The sequence below is a fragment of the Marivivens marinus genome, from assembly GCF_035969385.1.
Classification (GTDB): Bacteria; Pseudomonadota; Alphaproteobacteria; order Rhodobacterales; family Rhodobacteraceae; genus SELP01.
In genome coordinates this window covers 49,592-71,913 of the sequence record NZ_JAYKKJ010000005.1, presented here as the reverse complement: position 1 = coordinate 71,913, position 22,322 = coordinate 49,592, and the positions used below count along the sequence as shown (strand labels likewise).

Genomic DNA, 22,322 nt, shown 5'->3' with positions numbered 1-22,322 from the left:
AGATCAAAACGTTTTATATAGCTTCCATGACGACGCTAAAGGACATCGCGAAAGAGCTGGGGCTGTCGCCTGCGACGGTCAGCCGTGCTTTGAACGGGTTCCCCGAAGTGGGGGCCCGAACCCGCGCGACTGTCGAAGAGGCGGCGGAGCGTTTGGGATATCGCCCGAACCCCCTAGCCAAAAAGCTCGTGTCGGGGCGGTCCGGCATGATCGGGCTGGTCCTCAAGCCCGATGGCTCGTCGCAGGCGGATCCGACGTTGCACGAAATCATGTTCGGCCTGTCCGACCAATTGGCGCAGCGCGACATGGATCTGGTGTTTCATGCTTCGTCGTCGGACGATCTGCTGGAACCCTACAAGCGGCTGTTGGACAAGAACATCCTTGACGGGTTTATCCTGAACGCGCCCGAGGAGGATGACCCGAGGATCCGGTTCCTGCAAGAGCGCGATGTGCCTTTCGTGGTCCATGGCCGGGCAGCCGGGCATGATTATGCCTATTACGATATCGACAACCGGGGGCTGGCGCGGGACTCTGTCGACCTGCTTTTGAACCTTGGGCACCGGCGGATTGCATTGCTGAACGGTCAGGCAGGCCGCAGCTATGCCCAGGACCGCGAAGCGGGCTATCGCGACGCGATGGACCGCGCCGGGCTGACCGTGCCGGAGTTCGCGGTGCAATACGGACCAGCGAACGAGGACCACGGCTATACCAAGGGGCTTGCCCTGCTGTCGGGGCGGTTCGGGCCGCGCCCGACCGCGATTTTCTGCGTCTCGACCCCGGTTGCAGCGGGGCTGTACCGCGCCGCGCAGGATGTTGGCCTGTCCATTCCCGGTGACCTGTCGGTCATCGCCCATGACGATGCGGTGCCGCAGATGCGCGCCGTCAATTTTGAACCGGCGCTGACCGTTACCCGGTCGCCGCTGCGCGACGCCTGCAAGCCGCTGGCGGCCAAGATGGAGGCGCTGCTGAAAGGTGCCCCGGCCAATACCCTGCAAACCCTTGCCCCTGTCGACCTGATCGCCCGGAATTCCACCGGGCCCGTTCCCACCGAAGGAGAGACCCCATGGTAACCGACACAGCCCTGTCCGTGGATCACCTGTTCAAATCCTATGGCCCGGTCAACGTGCTGAAGGATATTTCCGTCAGCATGGGAAAAGGAGAGTTCCTTGTCCTTGTTGGCCCGTCGGGTTGCGGGAAATCCACCTTGCTGAACTGCATCGCCGGGCTGGAGGAAACCACCGGCGGGCAGTTGCACATCAATGGCCACGACGTGACTGAACTGCCGCCGCGTGACCGCGACATCGCCATGGTATTCCAAAGTTACGCGCTTTACCCGACCATGTCGGTGCGCGAAAACATCGGCTTTGGCATGAAGATCCGCAAGATCGCCAGGGCCGACATGGATGCCAAGGTGGATGAGGTGGCCAAGCTCTTGCAGATCGATCACCTGCTGGACCGCAAGCCCAGCCAGCTGTCGGGCGGCCAGCGGCAACGGGTCGCCATGGGCCGTGCCCTTGTCCGCGATCCGGCCCTGTTCCTGTTCGACGAACCGCTGTCCAACCTTGACGCCAAACTGCGGGTCGAAATGCGGGCCGAGATCAAGCGCCTGCACCAGACCACAGGCGCGTCAATCGTTTATGTCACCCACGACCAGATCGAGGCGATGACGCTTTCGACCAAGATCGTGGTGCTGAAAGACGGGATCGTGCAGCAGATCGGCACGCCCGAAGATATCTATCATCGCCCGGCGAATACCTTTGTCGCGGATTTCATGGGCTCCCCGCCGATGAACCTGCTTCCGGCCGAGGTGGTGGGCGGCGATACGCTCAGGCTGGATGACAGCCATAGCATCGCCGGGCTACCCCTGCCCGAAGCCGCGCGCAAGGCTGGCCGGGTCACGCTGGGCATCCGCCCCGAAACCTTTACCGCCGGGTCCGCCCTGACCGTGGCCCCGACCATGTCGGAAAACACGGGGTCGGATACCTATCTGTCGTTCCGGCTGGGTCAAACCACGTTGACCGCGCGGCTGCCCTGGCATTTCCAGGTCGCCGATCAGGTGGGTCTGGACCTTGATCCGGGGCGGTTGTGCTATTTCGACAGCACCACCGGCGAGGCGCTTTCGGCCTAGGCCGGGGCCGTGGGGCGCGCAGCGGGTCTGCGCGCCATGACCGCTGCAAGCCCGATCCCGGACAGGATGTGCCAGATGCCCCAGAAGGCTGCGACAACGGCCATGCCCCCCAGCCCCCCGAAGAAGCCGAAGATCAGGATCAGCCCAAGGCCGGAATTCTGAATGCCGGTTTCGATGGTGATCGCGCGCCGGTCGAAAGAGGACAGCCCCGCGACGGTTGCCGCGGTATAGCCCGTGGCCAGCGCAAGCCCGTTGTGCGCCAGCACCAGCGCCGCGACCACGCCCGCGTATTGCAGGAACAGCGCCCAATTGGCGGCCAGCGACAGGGCGACGAAGGCGATGAAGATCCCCATCGACACATATTGCATGGGCCGCCGCAGCCGGGCCGACAGGTCGGGCCGTCGCACGTTTACCGCCATTCCGATACACAGCGGCAGCACCAGCATCAGCCCCACGGTGATCGCCACCGACATCGGATCGATCGAGGTTTCCCGCAGGATCGCCCGCGTCGGTGCATAAAGGCTCCCCCAGAAGGCGATGTTCAGCGGGGTCATCACGATGGCGCTGACGGTTGAAAAGGCGGTCATCGACACCGATAGCGCCGCGTTCCCGCCCGCCCGATGGGTGATGAAGTTCGAAATGTTCCCGCCCGGGCAGGCGGCCACGAGTATCATCCCCAGCGCAATAGAGGGCCGGGGCGCAGTCGCCATGACCAGAAGCAGCGTTAGCGCGGGCAAAAGCAGGAATTGCGACACAAGCCCGGTCACCAGCGCCTTTGGCGTTTGCAGAATCCGTTTGAAATCCGCCGGTTTCAGCTCCAGCGCAATGGAGAACATGACGATGGCCAGCACCGCGTTCAGGATCGTCAGGCTGGTCGGCGAAAAGTTCAGGACAACCTCGTCAATGGCTTGGGTGGTGGGGTCCATTGGCGTTCCTTTTCTTGTGATCGGGCCAGCGTCTGCAGGGGCAACTGTGATACAGCTTTGCCAAAACTCCAAGGATTTCCGCGCAAAAGCGATAGGCGGGCGTCTTCGCCAGTGATAGCTTTGGCCCATAAGGAAAACCCCGACGAAAGGGCAGGCGTGGCAGGCGAGCGGAAGACACACCCGATCAACGAATTGCTTCAGGCCCGGTTGCGGATGGCCGACCCGAACGATTGGCGGATCACCGCGCTGCGCCGCCTGTTGCAGGGGGTGGATAGTCTGTCGCGGGGCCTGACCGGGCAGCCGTTCTTTGCCCTTCGCGAAACCGCCGAGATATTGACCGAGCTGGATGGCCGCACTGGCGACGCGCTGATCCGCGCCCTGCTGGAGATGAAGGGCGGCACGACCGTCCGGCCGCATGGGCTGTCACATGTGCCAACCGCCGGACCGGTCGTCATCGGCTCCACCCATCCCATCGGCACATTCGATTTCATCGCCCATGCCGCCGCCCTTCTGGATCATCGCCCTGACCTGAAGGTCGTCGCGGGCCGCGAGGCAGAGCGGTTTCTGGGCCCCGACCGTATCGTTGCCGTGGATTTCGACAAGCGCGACAAGGTGCTGACCGCGCGGCAGACCCGGGCCGGGATGCTGGCGCATTTGCAGGCGGGCGGGGCGCTTTTGGTTTTTGGCTCGGGCCGGGTGCCGGGGCAAAAGGGCGGCCTTCTGGTCGAACGTCCGTGGCGCACCGGGGTGACCCATGTGTCCGAAAAGGCAGGGGCGCTGATCGTCCCGGCCTCGGCCGATATGCGCAATTCGCGGCATTTCTACCGGACCCGGACGCTGGCAAAGGTGCTGAGCGGTGGCAACGAAGAGGTGGGCCATAGGGTTGCGACCCTGCGCTACGGGTCCGAATTGATCGCCAAGCTGGGGGGCACCTACGACGTCCACTATGGCCCACCCCTGCCGCCGGGGACAGCGCCCGATGTTCTGAAAGCCGCGGCAGAGGGGCTGGTTCCGGGGCTCTATGTGCCAGTTGGCTGGCGTGTGTAGGCCGCCCGGGTGGGCAGGCGTGTGCCTGGCCGCACGTGTCCCGGCGGGGACAAGAACGCTCCTAGCCTCGCGCCCCGAGCCCCATCTGCATCAGCGTCTTGCGGATCGGCGCCGCGCCGTAAAGCGCCTCGATCCCCTTGGCCCGCAGGTCGCGCAGTAGGGGGCTTCCGGCGATAGAGGCCCGGTTCAGCGCATCGACACCGCGCACGCGCAAAACCACCTCCGGATGCCTGCGTCGGTCATAGGCGGCCAGCATCTGCGCGTCGCCCAAGCCTTCGGGCCGGGCCGTGGCAAGGTCCAGCAGGCAGATCATATCGGCCAGCGACATATTCAGCCCCTGCGCCCCGATGGGCGGCACCACATGGGCGGCCTCGGCCACCAGCGCGACCCGTTCGGCCACCATCCGGTCGGCGATCTGCCCGATGATCGGCCAGACCTGACGGGGCGAGGCCAGCGTCAGCGGGCCGTAAACCCCGGCGGACCGTTCGGTGGCGGCGGCGTTGAAGTCAGCCTCGGGCAGGGCGGTTAGGCGCAGTGCCTCGGCCCCGTGATCCATCCACACGACGGCAGAACAGGGCCGCCCGCCGTGATCGGGCAGGGGCACAAGCGTGAAGGGGCCGCCGCTGCGGTGCACCTCGGTCGAGACATTGCCGTGCGGTGCTTCATGGGTGACGGCAAAGACCACGGCCTTTTGACCGTAGCGCAGGGTCTTCACCCCGATGCCCACGGCCTGCCGCACGGGCGAGGCGCGTCCATCCGCCCCGATCAGCAGCCGGGCGCGGACTTGCGTGCCGTCGGTCAGGGTGGCAATCGCCTCTCCGGTGCGGGTCAGGACGGATTTGAACCCGGTGCCGGGGCGGAAATCTACGGTGTCCAATTCCGCCAGCCGCGCCGCCATTTCCCGGCGCAACAGCCAATTGGGCAGGTTCCAGCCAAAGGGCAGGTCCGAGATTTCCTCGGCCACGAAATCGCGGGTGACGCGCGGGGTGGGTTCCGCGCCGCCCGCATCGACGATGCGCATGGTTTCCAGCGGCATGGCATGGGGCGCCAGCCGGTCCCAGAGGCCCGCGCGGTCCAGAAAATCGCGCGACGGCTGCAAAAAGGCGGTGGTGCGCAGGTCCGCGCCCTCGGCATCGGCGGCTGTGACGGGCGGGGCGGGGTCAACGCAGATCACCCGGAACCCGGCTGTGCCAAAGGCCGCTGCGGCGGTCAGCCCGGCAACCCCGCCGCCGGAAATCAGGATATCGGTGTCGATGCGTGTCATGTGGCGCAGGTTACGCCCGCGCGGGGACGGCCGAAAGGCCCGTCAGACCAGCTGCGACAGAAAATCCGACAGGTCGGCTGTGTGGTGGTGGATATGCGGCGCGGGCAGGGGATCGGGGCCGACATGAACGGTCCGCATTCCCAGTGCGTGGGGAACGGCGAGGTTGCGGATGTCGTCTTCGAACATCGCTGCTTCGACCGGGGACAGCCCATCAAGGGCAAAGACCGCTTCGAACGCGGCCTGTTCGGGTTTCGGGCGGTAGTTGGCGTGTTCGATGCCGTAGACCGCACCGAAAATCCCCTCGAGCCCACGGGCGCGCAGAACCTTTTGCGCATAGGGCCTGTCGCCATTGGTGAAAACGACTTTGCGACCCGGCAGGTCCGTGATCCGGGCCGCTAGGTCGGGATCGGCGGGCAGGCCGGAAAAGTCGATGTCATGAACCTCTTCCAGAAAGGGCACCGGGTCCACCCCGTGTTCATTCATCAGCCCCGACAGGGTGGTGCCGTAGCGCGCCCAGTAATCGGCGCGCAGGCGATCGGCATGGGCCTCGTCCACCCGCAATTCGCGCTGGATCCAGACCGACATTTTCGCCGAGATCTGATCGAACAGCCGGGCGGAGGGGTGATAGAGCGTATTGTCGAGGTCGAAGACCCAGACGCGGACATGAGAGAAGGACGCGGCAACCATGCGCAAGTGATAGCGTCGGGCGTGGTGGGTTGAAACCCACCTTACGACATCGGAAGGGGCCGGGCGGCGCCCCCCCCAGAGTAAGGTGGGTCTTGACCCACGCCCCCTGACGTTTCGCCGCAACATCGCCGCTTGATCGCCGCGCCCCTTCGGGGCAACATCCCGCGACCTGTAGGAAGGGACGTCATGCAAGACCCGAAGCCCACGCAAAAGGACGCCTATGCGCTGATCCTCGAAGCGATCGACAGCCATGTCTACAAGCCGGGCGACCGGCTGGTGGAAAGCGATCTTGCCGACCGCTTTGGCGTGTCCCGCACCCCGATCCGCGAGGCGCTGCAGCGGCTTGAGACCCAGAGCCTCCTGACCCGCGATGGGCGGTCGCTGATTGTGGCCTCGCTGGACCATACCCAGATGGCCGAGCTTTACGTGGTCCGGGGCGAGTTGGAAGGGCTGGCGGCCCGCCTTGCCGCGTCCCACGCCACACCCGAAGAGGTCCGCGTCTTGCGGGACATGCTGGAAGCGGACCGGGCGCTTCTGGGCGATCCTTCGGCGCTGAGCCGCGCGAACAAGCGGTTCCACAAGCAGATCCACCTTGCCAGCCACAACCGGTTCCTTGTCCAGCAATTGGACCTTGTGCATCGGTCGATGGCGCTTCTGGCCACCACATCGCTGGCGGCGGAGGGCCGGGGCGAGGATGCGCTGGCCGAACATGAATCCATTGTTTCCGCGATCGAGGCAGGGGACGGCGATGCCGCCGACAAGGCGCTGCGGGCCCATATCTCGAAGGCCTTCGTGACCCGGCTGAAGCTGGATGCGGCAGAGGTTGAGCGCAAGGGATAGCTGGGAAGGGGGCTCTGCCCCCGGCCTGCGGCCTCCCCCGGGATATTTATTGACCCAAAGAAGAGGGGGCCATCAGGGCGCCTTGCCGGGAAATATCCCGTGACTGGTCTTGTCCCAGTAAAAGGGTTTCCATAGCAATTCGCCCAGCCCTTTCCAGGCAGCCAGCGCGGCCAGCGGGAAATAGAAATGCAGGGTGGGCGCCCATTTGATCAGCCACGGCTTGTCCGCCCGCGTGACGGCCGTTGCCGCCGTTGCGATGTTCAGCACCTCGGCCATCAGGAACACCGACCCCAGCACGACAAAGGCCCAGCCAGGGATCAGCCCCAAAAGCGGGTGACCGAACCCCAAGGGCAACAGCCAGAACGACCAGAGCACCGGGGCCAGCGCGAATTGTGTGAGCGTGCCCAGGAACAGCAGTTGCACCCCGAAGAACCGCCACGCCCCAAGATCGCGCCAAAGCTGCCTTGGGCTGCGCATGTGGACCGCATAGGTCACGGCATAGCCCTTGAGCCAGCGTGACCGCTGTTTGACCCAGGGCCAGGCGCGGCAGTTCGCCTCTTCCCCGGTGACGGTCTGGATCAACTCGGTCCGGTAGCCGTGCCGCGCCAGCCGGATGCCAAGATCGGCGTCCTCGGTCACGTTATGCGCGTCCCAGCCGCCCAATTCCTCGAGCACATCGCGCCGGAAGAACAGGGTGGTGCCGCCCAGCGGGATCACCAGCCCCAACCGTTCAAGCCCGGGTAGGACGATGCGGAACCATGTGGCGTATTCCAGCGCGAAACAGCGCGACAGCCAATTCGTCCCGGCGTTGTAGAAATCCAGCACCCCCTGCAGGCAGGCGACCGACCGGTCGCGTTGGGCAAATCGGGCAACGACCCGCCGGATCTGGTCGGGGGCGGGGGCGTCTTCGGCGTCGTAGACACCGATGATCGACCCGCGTGCAAAGCCCAGCCCGTAGTTCAGCGCGCGCGGTTTCGTTTTCAGCGTGCCGGGCGGGACCACGATGGACCGCATCCAGCGCGGCAGGTTCGTTTCGCGCAGCACGCTGCGGGTGGTCTGGTCGTCTTCTTCCAACAGCAGGCAAATATCGAGAAGTTCACGCGGGTAGTCCAGTTTCGCCAGCCGCGCCACCAGATGGCCCGCGATGTCTTCCTCTTTGAATAGCGGGACAAGTACCGTCACGATCGGCAGACGAAGCGGTTCGGCGGCGGCGGAGGCCTCATCGCGCCGGTCCCGGCGCATGACGGCGAGCGCGGCCAGCTTTAGGCCCATGTGAAGGACAAGCGTCAGGATCGCCCAACCGTAGAGCGCCGCCACTGCAACCCCCGGTGCGACCAGCCAGAACGCAACACAGGCGGCCAGAACGGATACCGTCCAGAGCGTGGCGCGTCCCGGGTTCCATGTCCGGCAGCTTTCGGGGCTGGGAACCAGGGCTTCGGCCCGGTTGATCAGCAGGCCGCTGGCAAGCCGTTCCAGGGCCGCGTCTAACCCTTCGTCCGTCGTGACGGCAAAGCGGAAGGTGCCGAATGTCTGTTGCAACAGGTCGCCATACCGGTCGAGCAGATCCGGCTGGCTGGTCAACAGGACGGCCTGCCCCCCGATCCGCCGCCAGGGCAGAACGCGGGCGGCCTGGCAAATCTCGGGCGACAACTGCCGCGGGAGGCGCGGATCCGGCGGGGTCTCGACGGGGTCGATGACCCCCGCTCCGGCGACCTCGGCCTCGGCCGCGGCGATGGTGGCGGCCGGGATATAAAGGCCCAGCCGGAACGCATCGGCCAGCCGCGCGTCGCGCCGGACAGCGTCCCGTTCAGCATCCGCGATCTTGCGCGCGGAACTGACACCCTGGCGCAACACCGCACGGCCAAGCGCTGTCCGGGGCTGCGGCCCTTTGGTGGCGTCCTTCCGGTCACCGATCGTTGTCAGAAGATGCAGCATCCAGCCGCGCCCTTTCACCTGTCCCGGCGGCAAGGTTTGCGCAAGCTTGGTTAACGGGCGGTTAAGACGGGCCGTGCGCCCGCGCTCTCTTGCTCCGCCCCGTCCTGCGCGTTAAACGCGGGCGGAACGACGAAATCGACACGTAAGGGATGCCCCCATGTCCATCGACATCGAAACCGCCCGCCGGGTGGCCAAGCTGGCCCGGATCAAGGTGGAAGAGGATCGCCTACCGGCGCTGGCGCAGGAATTCAGTGCGATCCTTGGTTTTATCGAGCAATTGAACGAGGTGGACGTGGACGGCGTGGAGCCGATGACCAGTGTGACGCCGCAGCGGCTCAAGCGGCGCGACGATGTTGTGACCGACGGCAATCAGCAGGCCGCCGTTCTGGCCAATGCCCCCGATGCCCGCGAAGGGTTTTTTGCCGTGCCGAAAGTGGTGGAGTGAGCCCCATGTCCGACCTGACCAAACTGAAGATTTCCGAAGCCCGCGACGCGATGCGCAAGGGTGACGTGACGAGTGTCGAACTGACCGAAGCCTGCCTGTCGGCCATCGACGCCGCGGATGCGCTGGGCGCCTTCGTGCACAAGACCCCCGAGATCGCGCTGGAGCAGGCCCGCGCGGCGGATGCCCGTAAGGGTGTTGATGCTCCGTCGCTGAACGGCATCCCCCTTGGCATCAAGGATCTGTTCTGCACCAAGGGCGTCGCCAGCCAGGCGGCAAGCCGCATTCTGGAGGGCTTCAAGCCCGAGTATGAATCGACCGTCAGTAGCCAGCTTTTCGCCAATGGCGCGGTCATGCTGGGCAAGCTGAACATGGATGAATTCGCCATGGGCTCGTCGAACGAGACCTCCTGCTATGGCAATGCGGTGAACCCGTGGAAGGTGGACGACGTGGCCCTGACCCCCGGCGGGTCGTCGGGCGGGTCCGCCGCCGCCGTGGCCGCCGACCTGTGCCTTGGCGCGACCGGAACCGACACCGGCGGGTCGATCCGCCAGCCTGCCGCCTTTACCGGCATCACCGGGATCAAGCCGACCTATGGCCGCTGTTCCCGTTGGGGTATCGTCGCCTTTGCCTCGTCCCTGGATCAGGCCGGCCCGATGACCAAGGACGTGCGCGATGCGGCGATCATGCTGCAGGCCATGTGCGGCCATGACCCGAAGGACAGCACCAGCGCCGATCTGGCCGTGCCGGATTTCGAAGCCGCGCTGACCGGTGACATCAAGGGCAAGACCATCGGTATCCCCAAGGAATACCGGATGGACGGGATGCCCGCCGAGATTGAAAAGCTCTGGGCCGATGGGGCCGAGATGCTGAAGGACGCCGGTGCCAAGCTGGTCGATATCAGCCTGCCGCACACGAAATACGCGCTGCCCGCCTATTACGTGATCGCCCCGGCCGAGGCGTCCAGCAACCTTGCCCGCTATGACGGGGTCCGCTTTGGCCACCGCGCCAAGCTGGCGCAGGGCGACGGCATCACTGAAATGTACGAAAAGACCCGCGCCGAAGGGTTCGGGCCAGAGGTCCAGCGCCGGGTTATGGTCGGCACCTACGTGCTGTCCGCCGGGTTCTATGACGCCTATTACAACCGCGCTCGCCGGGTCCGCACCCTGATCAAGCAGGATTTCGAAACGGTCTTTGCCGAAGGCGTGGATGCAATCCTGACCCCGGCTACCCCCTCGGCGGCCTTCGCGCTGGGCACGACCCACGCCGATCCGGTCGAGATGTACCTGAACGACGTGTTCACCGTCACGGTGAACCTTGCCGGTTTGCCCGGGATCAGCGTGCCGACCGGGCTGGATGCCAAGGGGCTTCCGCTGGGCCTGCAATTGATTGGCCGTCCGTGGGAAGAGGCCGATTTGCTGAACATCGCCTATGCGCTGGAAGGCGCCGCCGGCTTTGTAGCCAAACCGCAGAAGTGGTGGTAAAGGCAAAGGTCAGACAGACCCGAGGTAGGGAAGACCGGTGAAGAAGTTCTTGATGATGGGGGCAGCCGCGCTTGCGCTGGCCGCCTGTGACACGGCAGTGCCCGACAGCGGGCGCGGCGTGGGGTTTGACGATTACACTGCCTACGAGCTGGAGCGCGCCGCCGCCGAAGGCCGGGGCGCCCTGCCTGCCGCACCTACCGTGTCCGAAGGGGCGATCCCGTCGTCCGACCTTGCCAGCGCCGGGATCGGCGCGCAGATCGACGAAGTTGCCGCCGCAACAGGCCGGACGCAGGGCATCGACGCTTCGCCCACCAATGCGGCGCCCACGGTCATCAACAACTCCGGCATTTCCGACGAACAGGATTTCGACGCGGTTGCGGGCCGTGAAAGCATCGAATCCGATGCCGAACGCCTGAGCCGCATGGCCGATCAATACCAGATCGTCGATCCCGGCGCGGTGCCGACCCGGCACGGGGACGCGGGCCCGAATATTGTCGAATACGCATTGAACGCGCCGAATGCGAAGGGGCAGGAATGGTATTCCCGCTTTATCATGTCGGGACAGGGCCGGTTCCAGCGGAACTGCGCCAAATACGCGTCTCCCGACGAGGCACAGCGCGATTTCCTGTCGCGGGGCGGTCCGGAACGTGACCCGAGGGGCATTGACCCGGATGGTGACGGTTTTGCCTGCGGCTGGGACCCGGAACCCTTCCGCGCCGCCGTGCGCGCGGCCCAGCAAGAGGCCGGGAACTGACCCTGCGCAGGGTCGATAGCCCGAACTTCGGGCCCCGGCGCGACGGGGCCACACCGGACATGGTCGTGATCCACTACACCGCGATGGCCGACTGCGCCGCCGCGGAACGGGCGCTGTGTTCGCCCGAGGCTGAGGTCTCCGCCCATTACCTGATTTCACCACAGGGGGATGTAACCCAGCTGGTGACCGAGGCTGACCGCGCGTGGCACGCGGGCGCGGGGGCATGGGGCGCGGTGACGGACATCAATTCCCGGTCGATCGGGATCGAGCTGTCCAACACCGGCGCCACCCCCTTTGCCGCGCCGCAGATGGACGCGCTTGAGGATCTCTTGCGCGGGATCATGGCCCGCTGGCCGGTGCCGGCCGGGCGGGTGATCGGCCATTCCGATTGCGCGCCGGGCCGCAAGATCGACCCGGGCGCGCGGTTCGACTGGCGCAGGCTGGCGCGGCAGGGGCTGGCGGTGCTGCCCGAGGCTGTCGCTGTCGACGCCCCGCCCGAGGACCTTGCCACGGCCACGGACGCCGCGCTGGTGCGGGCCGGATACACGGCCGATGTCCCGGCCGAGGTGCGGCTTGCGGCCTTTCGCCTGCGCGCGCGTCCGGCCGCTGCAGGCCCGTGCGACCTGACCGATCTGGCGCTGGCCCGCGACATGGCCACCCGCTTTCCCGTTGACGTGGACCGGACAAGCGCCTAGCAGTCGGGCCGCGCGGATGGCCGGATGGCCGCGGCGGGGTGCAAGCCCGGTCGAGGAAAGTCCGGACTCCAAAACGGCAAGGGTGCCGGGTAACGCCCGGCGGGGGCAACCCCAGGGAAAGCGCCACAGAGAACAGACCGCCCCGGTTTGACCGGGGTAAGGGTGAAACGGTGGGGTAAGAGCCCACCGCGCGATGGGCAACCAGAGCGGCACGGCAAGCCCCACCCGGAGCAATGCCAAATAGGGGCCTCGCGCCGGTGTGATCGGGCAACCGATATCCCGGCAGGGACGCCTGACCCGAGAGGCCCGGGTTGGCAGCCAGAGGCGGCGTGGCAACACGCCGTTCAGACGAATGGCCATCGAACCGGGGCAACCCGGGGAACAAAATCCGGCTTACAGGCCATCCGCGCAGATCACCCGGCAATTTTATCCCCAAGGCCGGGTTTCGTGGTTGACTCCGCCCCGCGCCCCGGTAAAAGGCGGGCTTCATACGAGATTTACGCGATGTGCCCGCGACGGGCCCGCGATCAGGAGAGATGAGACATGGCGAAGCCGACCACCATCAAGATCCGCCTGAACTCCACCGCGGGGACCGGGCATTTCTACGTCACCAAGAAGAACGCCCGCACCATGACCGAAAAGATGGTCGTCAAGAAATACGACCCGGTGGTGCGCAAGCACGTTGAATACAAGGAAGGCAAGATCAAGTAAGATCGCGCCGATCCCGGTAACGGATCAGGGCCGCGCCGCAGGGCGCGGCCTTTTTCGTGTTAGAAGATCAGCAGCGCCGCGCCGGTCAGGATCAGCCCCGCCTGTGCTAGAAGCGTCGCCAGCATCCCCCAGAAACGCAGCCGCCAGTGCAGCCCGTGAATCGCGAAATAGGCGCCGTGGGACATCCGCCCCAGCGTGAACAGCCCCGCCAGCCCCCACAAAAGGCCGGGGGCGGCCCCGTTCATTTCGGCTAGGCCAAGCAGGATCAGGGCAATGGGCATCTGTTCGGCGGCATTGGCTTGCCCCCGGATCGCCTTGGCCATGGCCCGGTCGTCGCCGTCGCCCAGAACAATCTTGTGCCGCCTGCGGCCCCGCACCACACGCCACGTCAAGAGCTGGAACAGCGCCCCGTTGATCACGGCGGCGGTCAGGGTCACGGGGAGGGCGAGGTGTTCGATCATGGGGCCGAGCGTGCGCCACGGTCGTCCCTCTGACAAGCGGCGACGCTGCGTCAGGGGATGGTGGGTTGAAACCCACCTTACGTTTCAGGGGCTCTGCCCCTCTGGCCCTTTGGGACATTGCAGATCAGTCGTCATTCGCAAAGAAGGTCTCTAATCTCGTCTAGCTCAACCCCCTCTTCGTATAGCTGCAAAAGGGACTGGACTAATGGAACCCTGGATTGTCCATGCCGGGCATACCTGTTCAAAGAAAAGTGCCCGTAAAAGTTTCCGTTAGGATCAACAATAATCAAGCCCTCACCATAACGGTTCCATGGGCTGTTATCTTCATAACGCGAGCCGAAACCCCCATAGCGGTTCCAGATGCTCGTGTCGCTATAACGCGAACCATAGTCGCCGTATCTATTGCAAACAGAACCATCGTCGTGACGATTGCAATTTAGACATCCTGCGAATTGCCTGCGGGTTTCAGCATCATACAGCAATAACGCCACGTCTTGCGCTTGAGCTGGCGTGCACGCGGCAAATAGAAGGGCGGCCAAGGTTCTGAAAAGATGCATGTGTCCTAGTTTCTATGTCTGCCAGAACCTCTTTCGAGCCTTAACTCGCGCTGGCCTATGGTCCTCAATCAAACGTTCCGCCCCATCTAGGCGTTTCCGTAAATCGTCCGCCGTGGCGCGTTCTCTGTCAAGCTGCTCTCGAAGCATCTTTGTCTCAAGTTCCAGTGGGGGTTAACCGCATTAGCTGAATTGGTTTCCTTTGCCGGTTTACTCACCCCAGAATATTTATTGACCCAAAGAAAGAGGCTGGACTCAGCGTCCATTCTTCTTTGGGTCAATAAATATCCTCTGGGGGCCAAGAGTTTTCAGGATTGGGGAGCGAAGCGCCCCCGGGTAAGGTGGGTCTTGACCCACCGACCTGAGACGAAAAAGGCCGCCCAGAAGGGCGGCCTGATCATGCGCGTTCAGGTTGGGATTATTCCCGGTTCCCCAGCAGTTGCAGCAGGAACATGAACATGTTGATGAAGTCGAGGTAGAGGTTCAGCGCGCCCGAAATCGCGGCCTTGCCCAGCCATTCCTGGTCGCCGTGATGGGCGTGGGCCAGATAGGTCACCTTGATCTTCTGGGTGTCATAGGCGGTCAGACCGGCAAAGATCAGCACACCGATCACCGAGATCGCAAAGGCCACGGCCTCGGAGGCGAGGAAGATGTTCACGACCATCGCGACCAGAAGGCCGATCACGCCCATGATCAGGAACGCGCCCCAACCCGAGATGTCCTTCTTCGTGGTGTAGCCGTAAAGCGACAGACCAGCGAAGGCGATCGAGGTGATCAGGAAGACCTGAATGATCGAATAGCCGGTGAAGACGAGGAAGATCGAGCTGAGCGAGATGCCCATGAGCACGGCAAAGACGTAGAAGGCGACCTGCACCCCGGCGGCGGAGAGACGGTTCATCGCGGCGCCCATGCCGAACCAGAGGAAGGCCAGCGGCGCGAACATCACCACCCATTTGAGCGGCGAGATGTAAAGCGCCTCGCCCAGACCAGTCAGATATTGGCCCGGCCGCAGCATCGCGGTGGCCCCGGTCGGGTCGGTCGTCACGGCCAGCCCGGCAATCGCCCAGGCGGCAAGAAAGGTGATGAACATGCCCACGGACATGGTGCCGTAGACCTTGTTCATATGGGCGCGCAGCCCTGCATCGATTTCGGCGGAGCGGACGCCTACACCCGCCCGGACCGTCTGAAAATCAGCCATGGAAACCTCCGGTTAGCCTTTTGTTGTATCGGCCCTGCCCGAATGGGCAGAGCCTTCGGCTAAGATATTGGCGGTATGGTCCGGGTTTTCAAGCATTTCCGGCGGAAAATTGGCGGATGATGTTACCGCTGCCAATGGGCGGGCACATCCCAGACCGGGCGGCGGGCTTCTGCGTCGGCCTGTGCGCGCGACAGGCCCAGATCGCACAGCTGCGCGTCATCCATTTCGCGCAGCGCGCTTCGTTGCCGCCACAGGGCGATCATCTGCATCAGCCGCGTCGCGGGACGCGCGGGCGCAACGCGGCGGGGCAATTGGCGGGCGGCCGGGGCGCAATGGGCAAGGGACTGGGTCATTGATAATCTCCTGTGATGGTCTGGCGTCAAATGTTCAACATGGTTGATGTATCGTGCATTTTGACCCATAATGAAAATTCATCTTTTTTAGATTCAATATCAGGGATTGTGATGTAATGCCCCGAAACCTCGACCTGACGGCGCTCCGCTCTTTTGTGACAGTGGCCGATTGCGGCGGTGTCACCCGTGCTGCCGGCCTCATGAACCTGACCCAATCCGCGGTATCGATGCAGTTGAAGCGGTTGGAAGAGGCGCTGGACCTGCCGCTTCTGGACCGGTCGGGCCGGGGTATCGCCCTGACACCGGCGGGCGAACAGCTTTTGGGCTATGCCCGCCGGATGCTGCAGTTGAACGACGAGGCGCTGCGCAAGATGACCGGCAGCGACTTCGAAGGCGTGCTGCGGCTGGGTGTGCCGCATGACATCGTCTACCCGGTCATTCCCAAGGTGCTGCACCGCTTTGCCGCCGATTATCCCCGTGTGAAGGTGCAACTGGCCAGTTCCTTTACCCGCGTGTTGCGCAGCCAGTTCGAACGGGGCGAGCTGGATGTGATCCTCACCACCGAAGGCGGGGTTGATCAGGGCGGAGAGACATTGACCACCCTGCCGTTGGTCTGGGTCGGGGCGCCCGGTGGGCAGGCGTGGAAACAGCGCCCCCTACCTTTGGCGTTCGAGGAACGCTGCCGGTTTCGGCAAGAGGTACAGGCCCAGCTGGACCGCGCCGGGGTGCCGTGGGAAATGGCGGTCGAGAGCGAGTCGACCCGGTCAATCGAGGCGACGGTCAGCGCCGATCTTGCGGTTCACGCGATGCTGGAAGGGACCGAAGGCCAGATGTTCCAGCAAATCCCCCATGGCGGCACCTTGCCAGATCTCGAACGGATCAACATCAATATCTACGTCGCGGAAACGCTCGCCGGAACTGTGCAGGCCGAAATGGCCGATCAGGTGCGGCATGCCTTTCGCGCGATGGGGGCGGGCCCGGACCTGCGGGTTGCGGGATAGGGTCGTGCGTGCCGTAAACGCCTGTGAGGACTTCCTGGCGCGGGTCAGTCCCCCATCGTCACCACGACCTTGCCCGTCGATTTGCGGTCTGCCAGCAGCGCCAGCGCATCCCCGGCCCGATCCAAAGGCAATGTATGGCCGATATGGGGCTGGAGCCGTCCTTCGGCGTGCCAACGCATCAACTCGGCCATGCTGTCGGTCAGGGCTGTTGGGTTGAAGGCCATGTAGCCGCCCCAGTAGAACCCGATCACGTCGATGTTCTTGACCAGCAGATGATTGGCCGGGATCTTGGGCACGTCGCCCCCGGCAAAGCCGATGACGATCAGGCGTGCCTCGCGGTTGGCAGCCTTGAACAGGGCGGTGAACAGATCGCCGCCGACCACGTCATAAACCACATCGGCACCGCCAAGCGCCTTGATCCTTGCGGTGATTTCTGCCGGGTCTGTTGTGGCGTCGATCAGGTGATCGGCCCCGGCGGCCTGCGCCACGGCCAGCTTGTCAGCCCCGCGTGCAATGGCCACCACTTCGGCCCCCAGGGCCTTGCCGATCTCGATCGCGGTCAGCCCGACGCCACCTGCCGCCCCGGTGACAACCAGTCGTTCGCCGGGCTGCAATCGTGCCCGACGGGTCAGGGCAAGGTGCGAGGTGCCATAGGCGACTTGAAACCCCGCGGCCACCGCCGGGTCCATCGTTTCGGGGACAGGAATGCAGCGGTCCGCCGGAAACAACCCCTCTTCGGCAAGCCCGCCCTGTCCGCTGAAAACGGCAACCCGGGTGCCCGGTGCCGGGCCGTCGGTGTCGGGCCCGCAGTCGATGACCGTCCCGCAGACTTCCAGCCCCAGCGTGAATGGGGCCGCGGGGGTGTCCTGATAGGTCCCTTTGGCCATCAACAGATCGGCAAAGTTGAGCCCGCAGGCTTCGATCTTCAGGCGCACTTCGCCTTTTGCGGGCATGGGGATTTCCACATGTGTCAGGCTGGGCTCAACGCCCGTTTCGAGGATGCGATAGGCTTTGTGCCGCATGGAATCCCTTTTCCTATCATTGGTTTGACAGACGCTAGTATAGCGAGTCGAAAGGGGAAACCTATCCTTTTGGGTGGGTTTTGGGGGGATTCGCCGCGCTGAAACCGGTCCCAGCCTGTCCTAAAGGTCATGTAGACCCGCGCAACCAAGACGTGTTTCTTTGGCTTCATCAAATCGCGCCGATCGCCATGTGTACGGGGCCGTTCCCGGGAAAAGGCACATGAGGAGAAGGGTTGGCCCCGTAGTCGAGGAATTACAATGAAGCACCCGGTTGATGTTCATGTTGGCAAGCGAATCCGCCATCGGCGCTGGATGATCGGCACGACCCAGCAGCAGCTGGCCGAAAAGGTTGGGATCAAGTTCCAGCAGATCCAGAAATACGAAACCGGCATGAACCGGGTCAGCGCATCCCGGCTCTGGGATATTGCCCATGCGCTTTCGGTGCCGATCTCGTTCTTCTTCGAAGGGCTGGACGTTTCGGGCGAAGAGGCCGTGGATACCGCCCTTCCGGGGGACATCCTTGCCGACAAGGAAGCGCTGGACCTGCTGCGGTCCTACTATGCCATTCCCGAAACCCAGCGCCGTCGTCTGTTCGATCTGGCCCGCGTCCTGAGCGACGCCGCCTGACCGAACCCTTGACGGGCCTTGCGCGGGCGGGCTACCGCCTGTGCAAAGGGACCGCCGGGGGCAGGGATGCGTAACAATCTGAACGATGCAACGAAGGGCGATCTGGAACGGGTCGCCCATTTGCTTGCCGACGCGGCCCGTCCCGCGACACTGGCCCATTTCCGCGCCGCCCAGATCGACACCGATGACAAGACCGGCACCGGGGCGGGCTTCGACCCTGTCACCGTCGCCGACCGTGCCGCCGAACAGGCGATCCGCGATATTCTGGCGCGCGAACGCCCCGACGACGGGATTCTGGGCGAAGAATTTGGCACCACGAAAGGACAATCCGGCCTGACCTGGGTGATCGACCCGATCGATGGGACGCGCGGATATATCTCGGGCACGCCGACCTGGGGGGTGCTGATTGCCTTGGCGGACGAGGACGGGCCGATCTTCGGGATTGTCGACCAGCCCTATATCCGCGAACGGTTCGTCGGCGGCTTTGGCCGGGCCGAGGTGACAGGGCCATCCGGCACTGCGCCGCTGGTCACTCGCGCCCACCGCCCCCTGTCCGAAGCGACCGTGCTGACCACCTTTCCCGAGGTCGGGACCGAGGCGGAAGGCCGCGCCTTTCACGCTGTTGCGACCCGCGCCCGGCTGACCCGCTATGGGATGGACTGCTATGGCTACGCCCTTTTGGCGGCGGGGCAGGTGGATCTGGTGATCGAGGCGGGCTTGAACCCCTACGACATTCAGGCCCCACAGGCCGTGGTCGAGGCGGCGGGCGGGATCGTCACAAGCTGGGACGGAGGTCCGGCGCATATGGGCGGGCGCGTGATCGCCGCCGCGAACCGTGACATCCATGCCGAGGCGCTGGCGATCCTTCAGGGCGTCTAGGTCGGGCGGTGGACAGCGCGGGCCGCTTGTCTATGGTAGCCCGCAACCATCAGACCAAGGGGGTATCATGGCCGACGGAACCTTTGCAGTGCTCTTGCTGGCCTTCGGGCTGACCGACATGGCGCAAAACCATTGCGGGACCGACGCGGGGTGCCTTGCGGGAAATGACCGGCAGGCAAGATTCGCGATCTCGGCGGGCGAGGTGCTGGAACGGCGGGCACAACCGGCCGGAGAGATCTATCTGCGCTATGATTTCGGCCGGGGATTCGGCCCCTTCGGCACCGCCGCCGGCCTGTCGGTGGGCGAAAAGGGAGAGCTGTGGTTGGGCTACGGCGTCACCTACGAGCTGACCCGCCCCGACACGCCCTATTTCGCCGAATTGCACCTGATGCCGGGGCTTTACGCGCCCAACGACGGATTCGACCTTGGCGGACCGCTGGAGTTCCGGTCGGGGATCGAGTTCGGTTATGAAACCCGCAGCGGGGTCCGGTTCGGACTGGCCTACGACCACCGGTCCAACGCCGACATATTCGCCCAGAACCCGGGGATCGAAACTGTGCAACTGCGGGTGAGTTTCCCGATGTAGGGTGGGCGGCAGGCATTCATTATTGGGCTGGGGCGTTCGTGAAATAGATTTCGGACTCGGGGTAGAGATCCAACTCGTAGAGTTCCCGCAAGCCAACGAGACCGTAGACCCCATCTATGGGGAAGCGCCGTTCTTCAGGTTTCAGGCTTGTCACCCAATCCTCTCGCTTACTGTTGACCAACCACCATCCCTTGGCCTTCGCCCCAGGTGCAAACAGTCCAAGACTCTTGAAGGTGGGTTCGGCTAGTTCGCTTTCTGACAATTCGACCTGTCCAAGGATCGTGACCTCGGGTTGGCGTATCATGGCGCCAAGATGGAACCGCACATACGTCCGAAGAGGAAAGCCGTGTATGACGTTCAGATCGGACACCTCCTCTGACACCGCCGGAGCAAGCATCCGGACGATGAAGATGCCTTTGGCCGACTTGGAATCTTCATCCGGCAACTGGCTCGCCCCGACGCAAATGCCGTAGCAATAGAAATCGCCAAAGTCGAATTGAAGAACCGTTCCGGTATACTTTCCCAGTTTCATGACCTGCACCTGATCAACCATACCCGATCCACCCGAAGGGTGTTGTAGACGGCCGTCCAGTGCAATGCATTATCAGGCAAAAAGCCTAACCAGTGATAATTCTCAAAGGGAAGGAGGATGGTGCTGCAGGGGAGGATTGAACTCCCGACCTCTCCCTTACCAAGGGAGTGCTCTACCACTGAGCTACTGCAGCATCTGCGAGGCGGGGATTAGCCCTAATCGAAATCGGGCGCAAGCCCTCTCTGGACGGTTTTTGCACCTTCCTTTAACAACGCGGTCATGGAGCAGAAAGACGGGCCAAAGACCGGGCGGAAATCCACGCAGACGCGGGAAGACCGTTTGAAGGCAGCGCTGAAGGCGAATATGGCCCGGCGCAAGGCGCAGGCGCGCGCCCGTGGCACAGGCAAGACGGCGGACGACCCCGCCGGGAAAGACGAATAGGCAGGCTATGGATTCGATTATCGTGAAGGGCGGCACGCCGCTGAAGGGCAAGATCAGGATCGCGGGGGCGAAGAACGCGGCGCTGACCCTGATGCCGGCAACCCTTCTGTCCGAGGAACCGCTGACCCTGACCAACACGCCGCGCCTGTCCGACATCAAGACGATGACGCTACTGTTGCAGTCGCTGGGGGCCGAGGTGTCCGCGCTGCATGACGGCAAGGTGCAGGTGCTGTCGAGCCACGGGTTGAATTCGACCACTGCGGACTATGAAATCGTGCGCAAGATGCGCGCGTCGAACCTCGTGCTGGGCCCGCTTTTGGCGCGCGAGGGCCATGCGGTCGTGTCGCTGCCCGGCGGCTGCGCGATCGGGGCGCGTCCGATGGACCTGCATGTGACCGCGCTCGAGGCGCTGGGGGCCGAGATCGAGTTGAAGGATGGTTATCTTCACGCGGTCGCCCGGGGTGGCCTGAAAGGCGGCACCATTGATTTCCGCTTTGCCTCGGTCGGGGCGACGGAAAATGCGCTGATGGCCGCGACGCTGGCCAAGGGCACCACGGTGATCAACAACGCCGCGCGCGAACCCGAGATCGTCGATCTGGCCGATTGTCTGCGCAAGATGGGCGCCCAGATCGAAGGCGATGGCACCACCCGGATCGAGGTGCAGGGTGTGGACCGTCTGGGCGGCGCGACCCATCAGGTGGTGACCGACCGGATCGAACTGGGCACCTATATGCTGGCCCCGGTGATCGCCGGGGGCGAGGTGGAATGCATCGGCGGCCGCCTGTCGCTGGTCGAAAGCTTTGTCGAAAAACTGCATCAGGCCGGGGTCGAGGTGACGGAAACCGCCGAAGGGCTGAAAGTGGCCCGCAACGGCGACCGCCCCCGCGCGGTGGACGTGACCACCGAACCCTTCCCCGGGTTCCCCACGGACCTTCAGGCGCAGATGATGGCGATGCTCTGCACCGCCGAGGGCACCAGCGTGCTGGAAGAGAAGATTTTCGAGAATCGCTTCATGCATGCCCCGGAACTTGTCCGCATGGGGGCGAGTATCGAGGTGCACGGCGGCCATGCCACGGTGCACGGGGTCGACCGCCTGAAAGGCGCGCCGGTCATGGCGACCGATCTGCGGGCCTCGGTCTCGCTGATTCTGGCGGGGCTGGCGGCAGAGGGGGAAACCCGTGTGAACCGGGTCTATCACCTTGACCGCGGCTATGAGCATGTCGAGGAAAAGCTGGGCGCGGTGGGCGCACAGATCGAAAGGGTGGCGGGCGAGTGACCGGGGACGCGCGTTTCGAAGATGGCGGCGACAAGCCGCTGCGCCTGAAGGCACTGGACGAGATGGACCTGTCGGTCCTCTCGGCGCTGGCGCAGGATGCGGTGTTCCCGGCGTCGGAAATGCAGTGGCTGCCTCGGCGGCGCCGCTTTGCGATCCTGCTGAACCGGTTCCGCTGGGAAGACGCCGACCGGGCCACAACCCGGCGCCGCGCGGTGGAGAGGGTCCAATCGGTCCTGTCCATCGAAGATGTTCGAAAAGTGCAATCCCAAGGGGTACCTCGCGGCGATTCCGAGGTGATCCTGTCGCTTTTGTCCATCTCGTTTGAAGCGGGCGAAGACGGAACCGGCCGCGTGACCCTGACCCTTGCCGGGGACGGGGCCATCGCGCTGGAGGTCGATGCGCTGGAAATCCTCCTTCAGGACGTCACCCGCCCCTACATCGCGCCATCGAAGAAGACGCCGGATCATCCCGAATGATTG

Annotated in this window: 25 protein-coding genes, 1 tRNA gene and 1 other RNA gene; 17 read left to right on the top strand and 10 right to left on the bottom strand. The window is 64.3% G+C overall.

The annotated features are described in order from the left end of the window. Positions 1–26: 26 nt before the first annotated feature. Positions 27–1,070: a substrate-binding domain-containing protein gene (locus U3648_RS09405; protein WP_420858978.1), complete on the top strand. Its 1,044-nt coding sequence runs from the start codon at positions 27–29 to the stop codon at positions 1,068–1,070. Beyond that, on the top strand, positions 1,064–2,128 hold the full coding sequence (locus tag U3648_RS09400; RefSeq protein ID WP_420858977.1) for an ABC transporter ATP-binding protein: 1,065 nt from the start codon (positions 1,064–1,066) through the stop codon (positions 2,126–2,128). Before U3648_RS09405 ends, U3648_RS09400 begins: the two co-directional genes overlap by 7 nt. On the opposite strand, the gene U3648_RS09395 is transcribed toward U3648_RS09400, so the two are convergent. Continuing rightward, positions 2,125–3,054 (bottom strand): bile acid:sodium symporter family protein, encoded by a 930-nt coding sequence (locus tag U3648_RS09395; protein ID WP_420858976.1) that lies wholly within the window; start codon positions 3,052–3,054, stop codon positions 2,125–2,127. The genes U3648_RS09400 and U3648_RS09395 overlap by 4 nt on opposite strands. A 156-nt stretch (positions 3,055–3,210) precedes the next feature. Between U3648_RS09395 and U3648_RS09390 the strand changes: the two genes are divergently transcribed. Then, positions 3,211–4,101 (top strand): lysophospholipid acyltransferase family protein, encoded by an 891-nt coding sequence (locus tag U3648_RS09390; protein ID WP_420858975.1) that lies wholly within the window; start codon positions 3,211–3,213, stop codon positions 4,099–4,101. A gap of 61 nt (positions 4,102–4,162) precedes the next feature. Here U3648_RS09390 and U3648_RS09385 read toward each other — a convergent pair whose 3' ends face one another. Together U3648_RS09385 and U3648_RS09380 are read right to left on the bottom strand one after the other, a co-directional pair. After that, entirely contained in the window at positions 4,163–5,365 is a 1,203-nt protein-coding gene (locus U3648_RS09385) for a UbiH/UbiF family hydroxylase (protein ID WP_420858974.1), read from the bottom strand. Positions 5,366–5,407: 42 nt separating this feature from the next. Further along, positions 5,408–6,052: a pyrimidine 5'-nucleotidase gene (locus tag U3648_RS09380; protein WP_420858973.1), complete on the bottom strand. Its 645-nt coding sequence runs from the start codon at positions 6,050–6,052 to the stop codon at positions 5,408–5,410. 186 nt (positions 6,053–6,238) lie between these two features. Here U3648_RS09380 and U3648_RS09375 point away from each other — a divergent pair, with 186 nt between their 5' ends. Next, positions 6,239–6,892 carry a GntR family transcriptional regulator gene (locus U3648_RS09375; protein ID WP_420858972.1) on the top strand — a complete coding sequence of 218 codons (654 nt, stop codon included), beginning with the start codon at positions 6,239–6,241 and terminating at the stop codon, positions 6,890–6,892. A gap of 72 nt (positions 6,893–6,964) precedes the next feature. Here U3648_RS09375 and U3648_RS09370 read toward each other — a convergent pair whose 3' ends face one another. Next, on the bottom strand, positions 6,965–8,827 hold the full coding sequence (locus tag U3648_RS09370; protein WP_420858971.1) for a glycosyltransferase: 1,863 nt from the start codon (positions 8,825–8,827) through the stop codon (positions 6,965–6,967). 157 nt (positions 8,828–8,984) lie between these two features. Here U3648_RS09370 and gatC point away from each other — a divergent pair, with 157 nt between their 5' ends. The 6 genes from gatC (at position 8,985) to rpmG (ending at position 12,913) form a co-directional block, all read left to right on the top strand. Next, positions 8,985–9,272 carry an Asp-tRNA(Asn)/Glu-tRNA(Gln) amidotransferase subunit GatC gene (gatC, locus tag U3648_RS09365; RefSeq protein WP_129679553.1) on the top strand — a complete coding sequence of 96 codons (288 nt, stop codon included), beginning with the start codon at positions 8,985–8,987 and terminating at the stop codon, positions 9,270–9,272. Positions 9,273–9,277: 5 nt separating this feature from the next. After that, positions 9,278–10,753: an Asp-tRNA(Asn)/Glu-tRNA(Gln) amidotransferase subunit GatA gene (gene gatA, locus U3648_RS09360; RefSeq protein ID WP_420858970.1), complete on the top strand. Its 1,476-nt coding sequence runs from the start codon at positions 9,278–9,280 to the stop codon at positions 10,751–10,753. Between the two features lie 37 nt (positions 10,754–10,790). Beyond that, the gene (locus U3648_RS09355; protein ID WP_420858969.1) at positions 10,791–11,507 is read left to right on the top strand and encodes a hypothetical protein; all 717 of its coding nucleotides are present in this window, start codon (positions 10,791–10,793) and stop codon (positions 11,505–11,507) included. 59 nt (positions 11,508–11,566) lie between these two features. Continuing rightward, positions 11,567–12,202 (top strand): N-acetylmuramoyl-L-alanine amidase, encoded by a 636-nt coding sequence (locus U3648_RS09350; RefSeq protein WP_420858968.1) that lies wholly within the window; start codon positions 11,567–11,569, stop codon positions 12,200–12,202. A gap of 12 nt (positions 12,203–12,214) precedes the next feature. Next, positions 12,215–12,614, top strand: an RNA gene (gene rnpB, locus U3648_RS09345) — RNase P RNA component class A. A gap of 131 nt (positions 12,615–12,745) precedes the next feature. Further along, a complete protein-coding gene (rpmG, locus tag U3648_RS09340; protein WP_058315632.1) occupies positions 12,746–12,913 on the top strand; it encodes a 50S ribosomal protein L33 in 168 nt (55 codons plus the stop codon). Between the two features lie 59 nt (positions 12,914–12,972). Here rpmG and U3648_RS09335 read toward each other — a convergent pair whose 3' ends face one another. From U3648_RS09335 to U3648_RS09325, 3 genes are all read right to left on the bottom strand, one after another. Continuing rightward, the gene (locus U3648_RS09335) at positions 12,973–13,374 is read right to left on the bottom strand and encodes an MAPEG family protein (protein ID WP_420858967.1); all 402 of its coding nucleotides are present in this window, start codon (positions 13,372–13,374) and stop codon (positions 12,973–12,975) included. 972 nt (positions 13,375–14,346) lie between these two features. Further along, positions 14,347–15,126, bottom strand: a complete 780-nt coding sequence (locus tag U3648_RS09330; RefSeq protein WP_420858966.1) for a Bax inhibitor-1/YccA family protein — start codon at positions 15,124–15,126, stop codon at positions 14,347–14,349. A gap of 122 nt (positions 15,127–15,248) precedes the next feature. Then, the gene (locus tag U3648_RS09325) at positions 15,249–15,479 is read right to left on the bottom strand and encodes a DUF1127 domain-containing protein (protein WP_420858965.1); all 231 of its coding nucleotides are present in this window, start codon (positions 15,477–15,479) and stop codon (positions 15,249–15,251) included. Between the two features lie 116 nt (positions 15,480–15,595). On the opposite strand from U3648_RS09325, the gene U3648_RS09320 reads away from it, so the two are divergent. Further along, entirely contained in the window at positions 15,596–16,480 is an 885-nt protein-coding gene (locus tag U3648_RS09320; RefSeq protein ID WP_420858964.1) for a LysR family transcriptional regulator, read from the top strand. A 44-nt stretch (positions 16,481–16,524) separates the two neighbouring features. On the opposite strand, the gene U3648_RS09315 is transcribed toward U3648_RS09320, so the two are convergent. Beyond that, on the bottom strand, positions 16,525–17,502 hold the full coding sequence (locus U3648_RS09315) for an NADPH:quinone oxidoreductase family protein (protein WP_420858963.1): 978 nt from the start codon (positions 17,500–17,502) through the stop codon (positions 16,525–16,527). Between the two features lie 258 nt (positions 17,503–17,760). On the opposite strand from U3648_RS09315, the gene U3648_RS09310 reads away from it, so the two are divergent. The 3 genes from U3648_RS09310 (at position 17,761) to U3648_RS09300 (ending at position 19,594) form a co-directional block, all read left to right on the top strand. Beyond that, the gene (locus U3648_RS09310; RefSeq protein WP_420858962.1) at positions 17,761–18,129 is read left to right on the top strand and encodes a helix-turn-helix domain-containing protein; all 369 of its coding nucleotides are present in this window, start codon (positions 17,761–17,763) and stop codon (positions 18,127–18,129) included. Positions 18,130–18,195: 66 nt separating this feature from the next. Next, on the top strand, positions 18,196–19,008 hold the full coding sequence (gene hisN / locus U3648_RS09305; RefSeq protein WP_420858961.1) for a histidinol-phosphatase: 813 nt from the start codon (positions 18,196–18,198) through the stop codon (positions 19,006–19,008). Between the two features lie 67 nt (positions 19,009–19,075). Next, positions 19,076–19,594 (top strand): acyloxyacyl hydrolase, encoded by a 519-nt coding sequence (locus U3648_RS09300; RefSeq protein WP_420858960.1) that lies wholly within the window; start codon positions 19,076–19,078, stop codon positions 19,592–19,594. Positions 19,595–19,613: 19 nt separating this feature from the next. Here the strand turns inward: U3648_RS09300 and U3648_RS09295 are convergent, their stop codons facing one another. Both U3648_RS09295 and U3648_RS09290 read right to left on the bottom strand, forming a co-directional pair. Next, positions 19,614–20,126 (bottom strand): hypothetical protein, encoded by a 513-nt coding sequence (locus U3648_RS09295; protein WP_420858959.1) that lies wholly within the window; start codon positions 20,124–20,126, stop codon positions 19,614–19,616. Between the two features lie 118 nt (positions 20,127–20,244). Beyond that, positions 20,245–20,319 (bottom strand) — tRNA-Thr (locus U3648_RS09290). 86 nt (positions 20,320–20,405) lie between these two features. Between U3648_RS09290 and U3648_RS09285 the strand changes: the two genes are divergently transcribed. From U3648_RS09285 to U3648_RS09275, 3 genes are read left to right on the top strand one after another with little or no spacing between them, the layout of a single operon-like run. Then, positions 20,406–20,567, top strand: a complete 162-nt coding sequence (locus tag U3648_RS09285) for a hypothetical protein (protein WP_165352884.1) — start codon at positions 20,406–20,408, stop codon at positions 20,565–20,567. Positions 20,568–20,574: 7 nt separating this feature from the next. Then, positions 20,575–21,843 carry a UDP-N-acetylglucosamine 1-carboxyvinyltransferase gene (murA, locus tag U3648_RS09280; protein WP_420858958.1) on the top strand — a complete coding sequence of 423 codons (1,269 nt, stop codon included), beginning with the start codon at positions 20,575–20,577 and terminating at the stop codon, positions 21,841–21,843. After that, positions 21,840–22,319 (top strand): DUF2948 family protein, encoded by a 480-nt coding sequence (locus U3648_RS09275; protein WP_420858957.1) that lies wholly within the window; start codon positions 21,840–21,842, stop codon positions 22,317–22,319. Before murA ends, U3648_RS09275 begins: the two co-directional genes overlap by 4 nt. Positions 22,320–22,322: the final 3 nt, after the last annotated feature.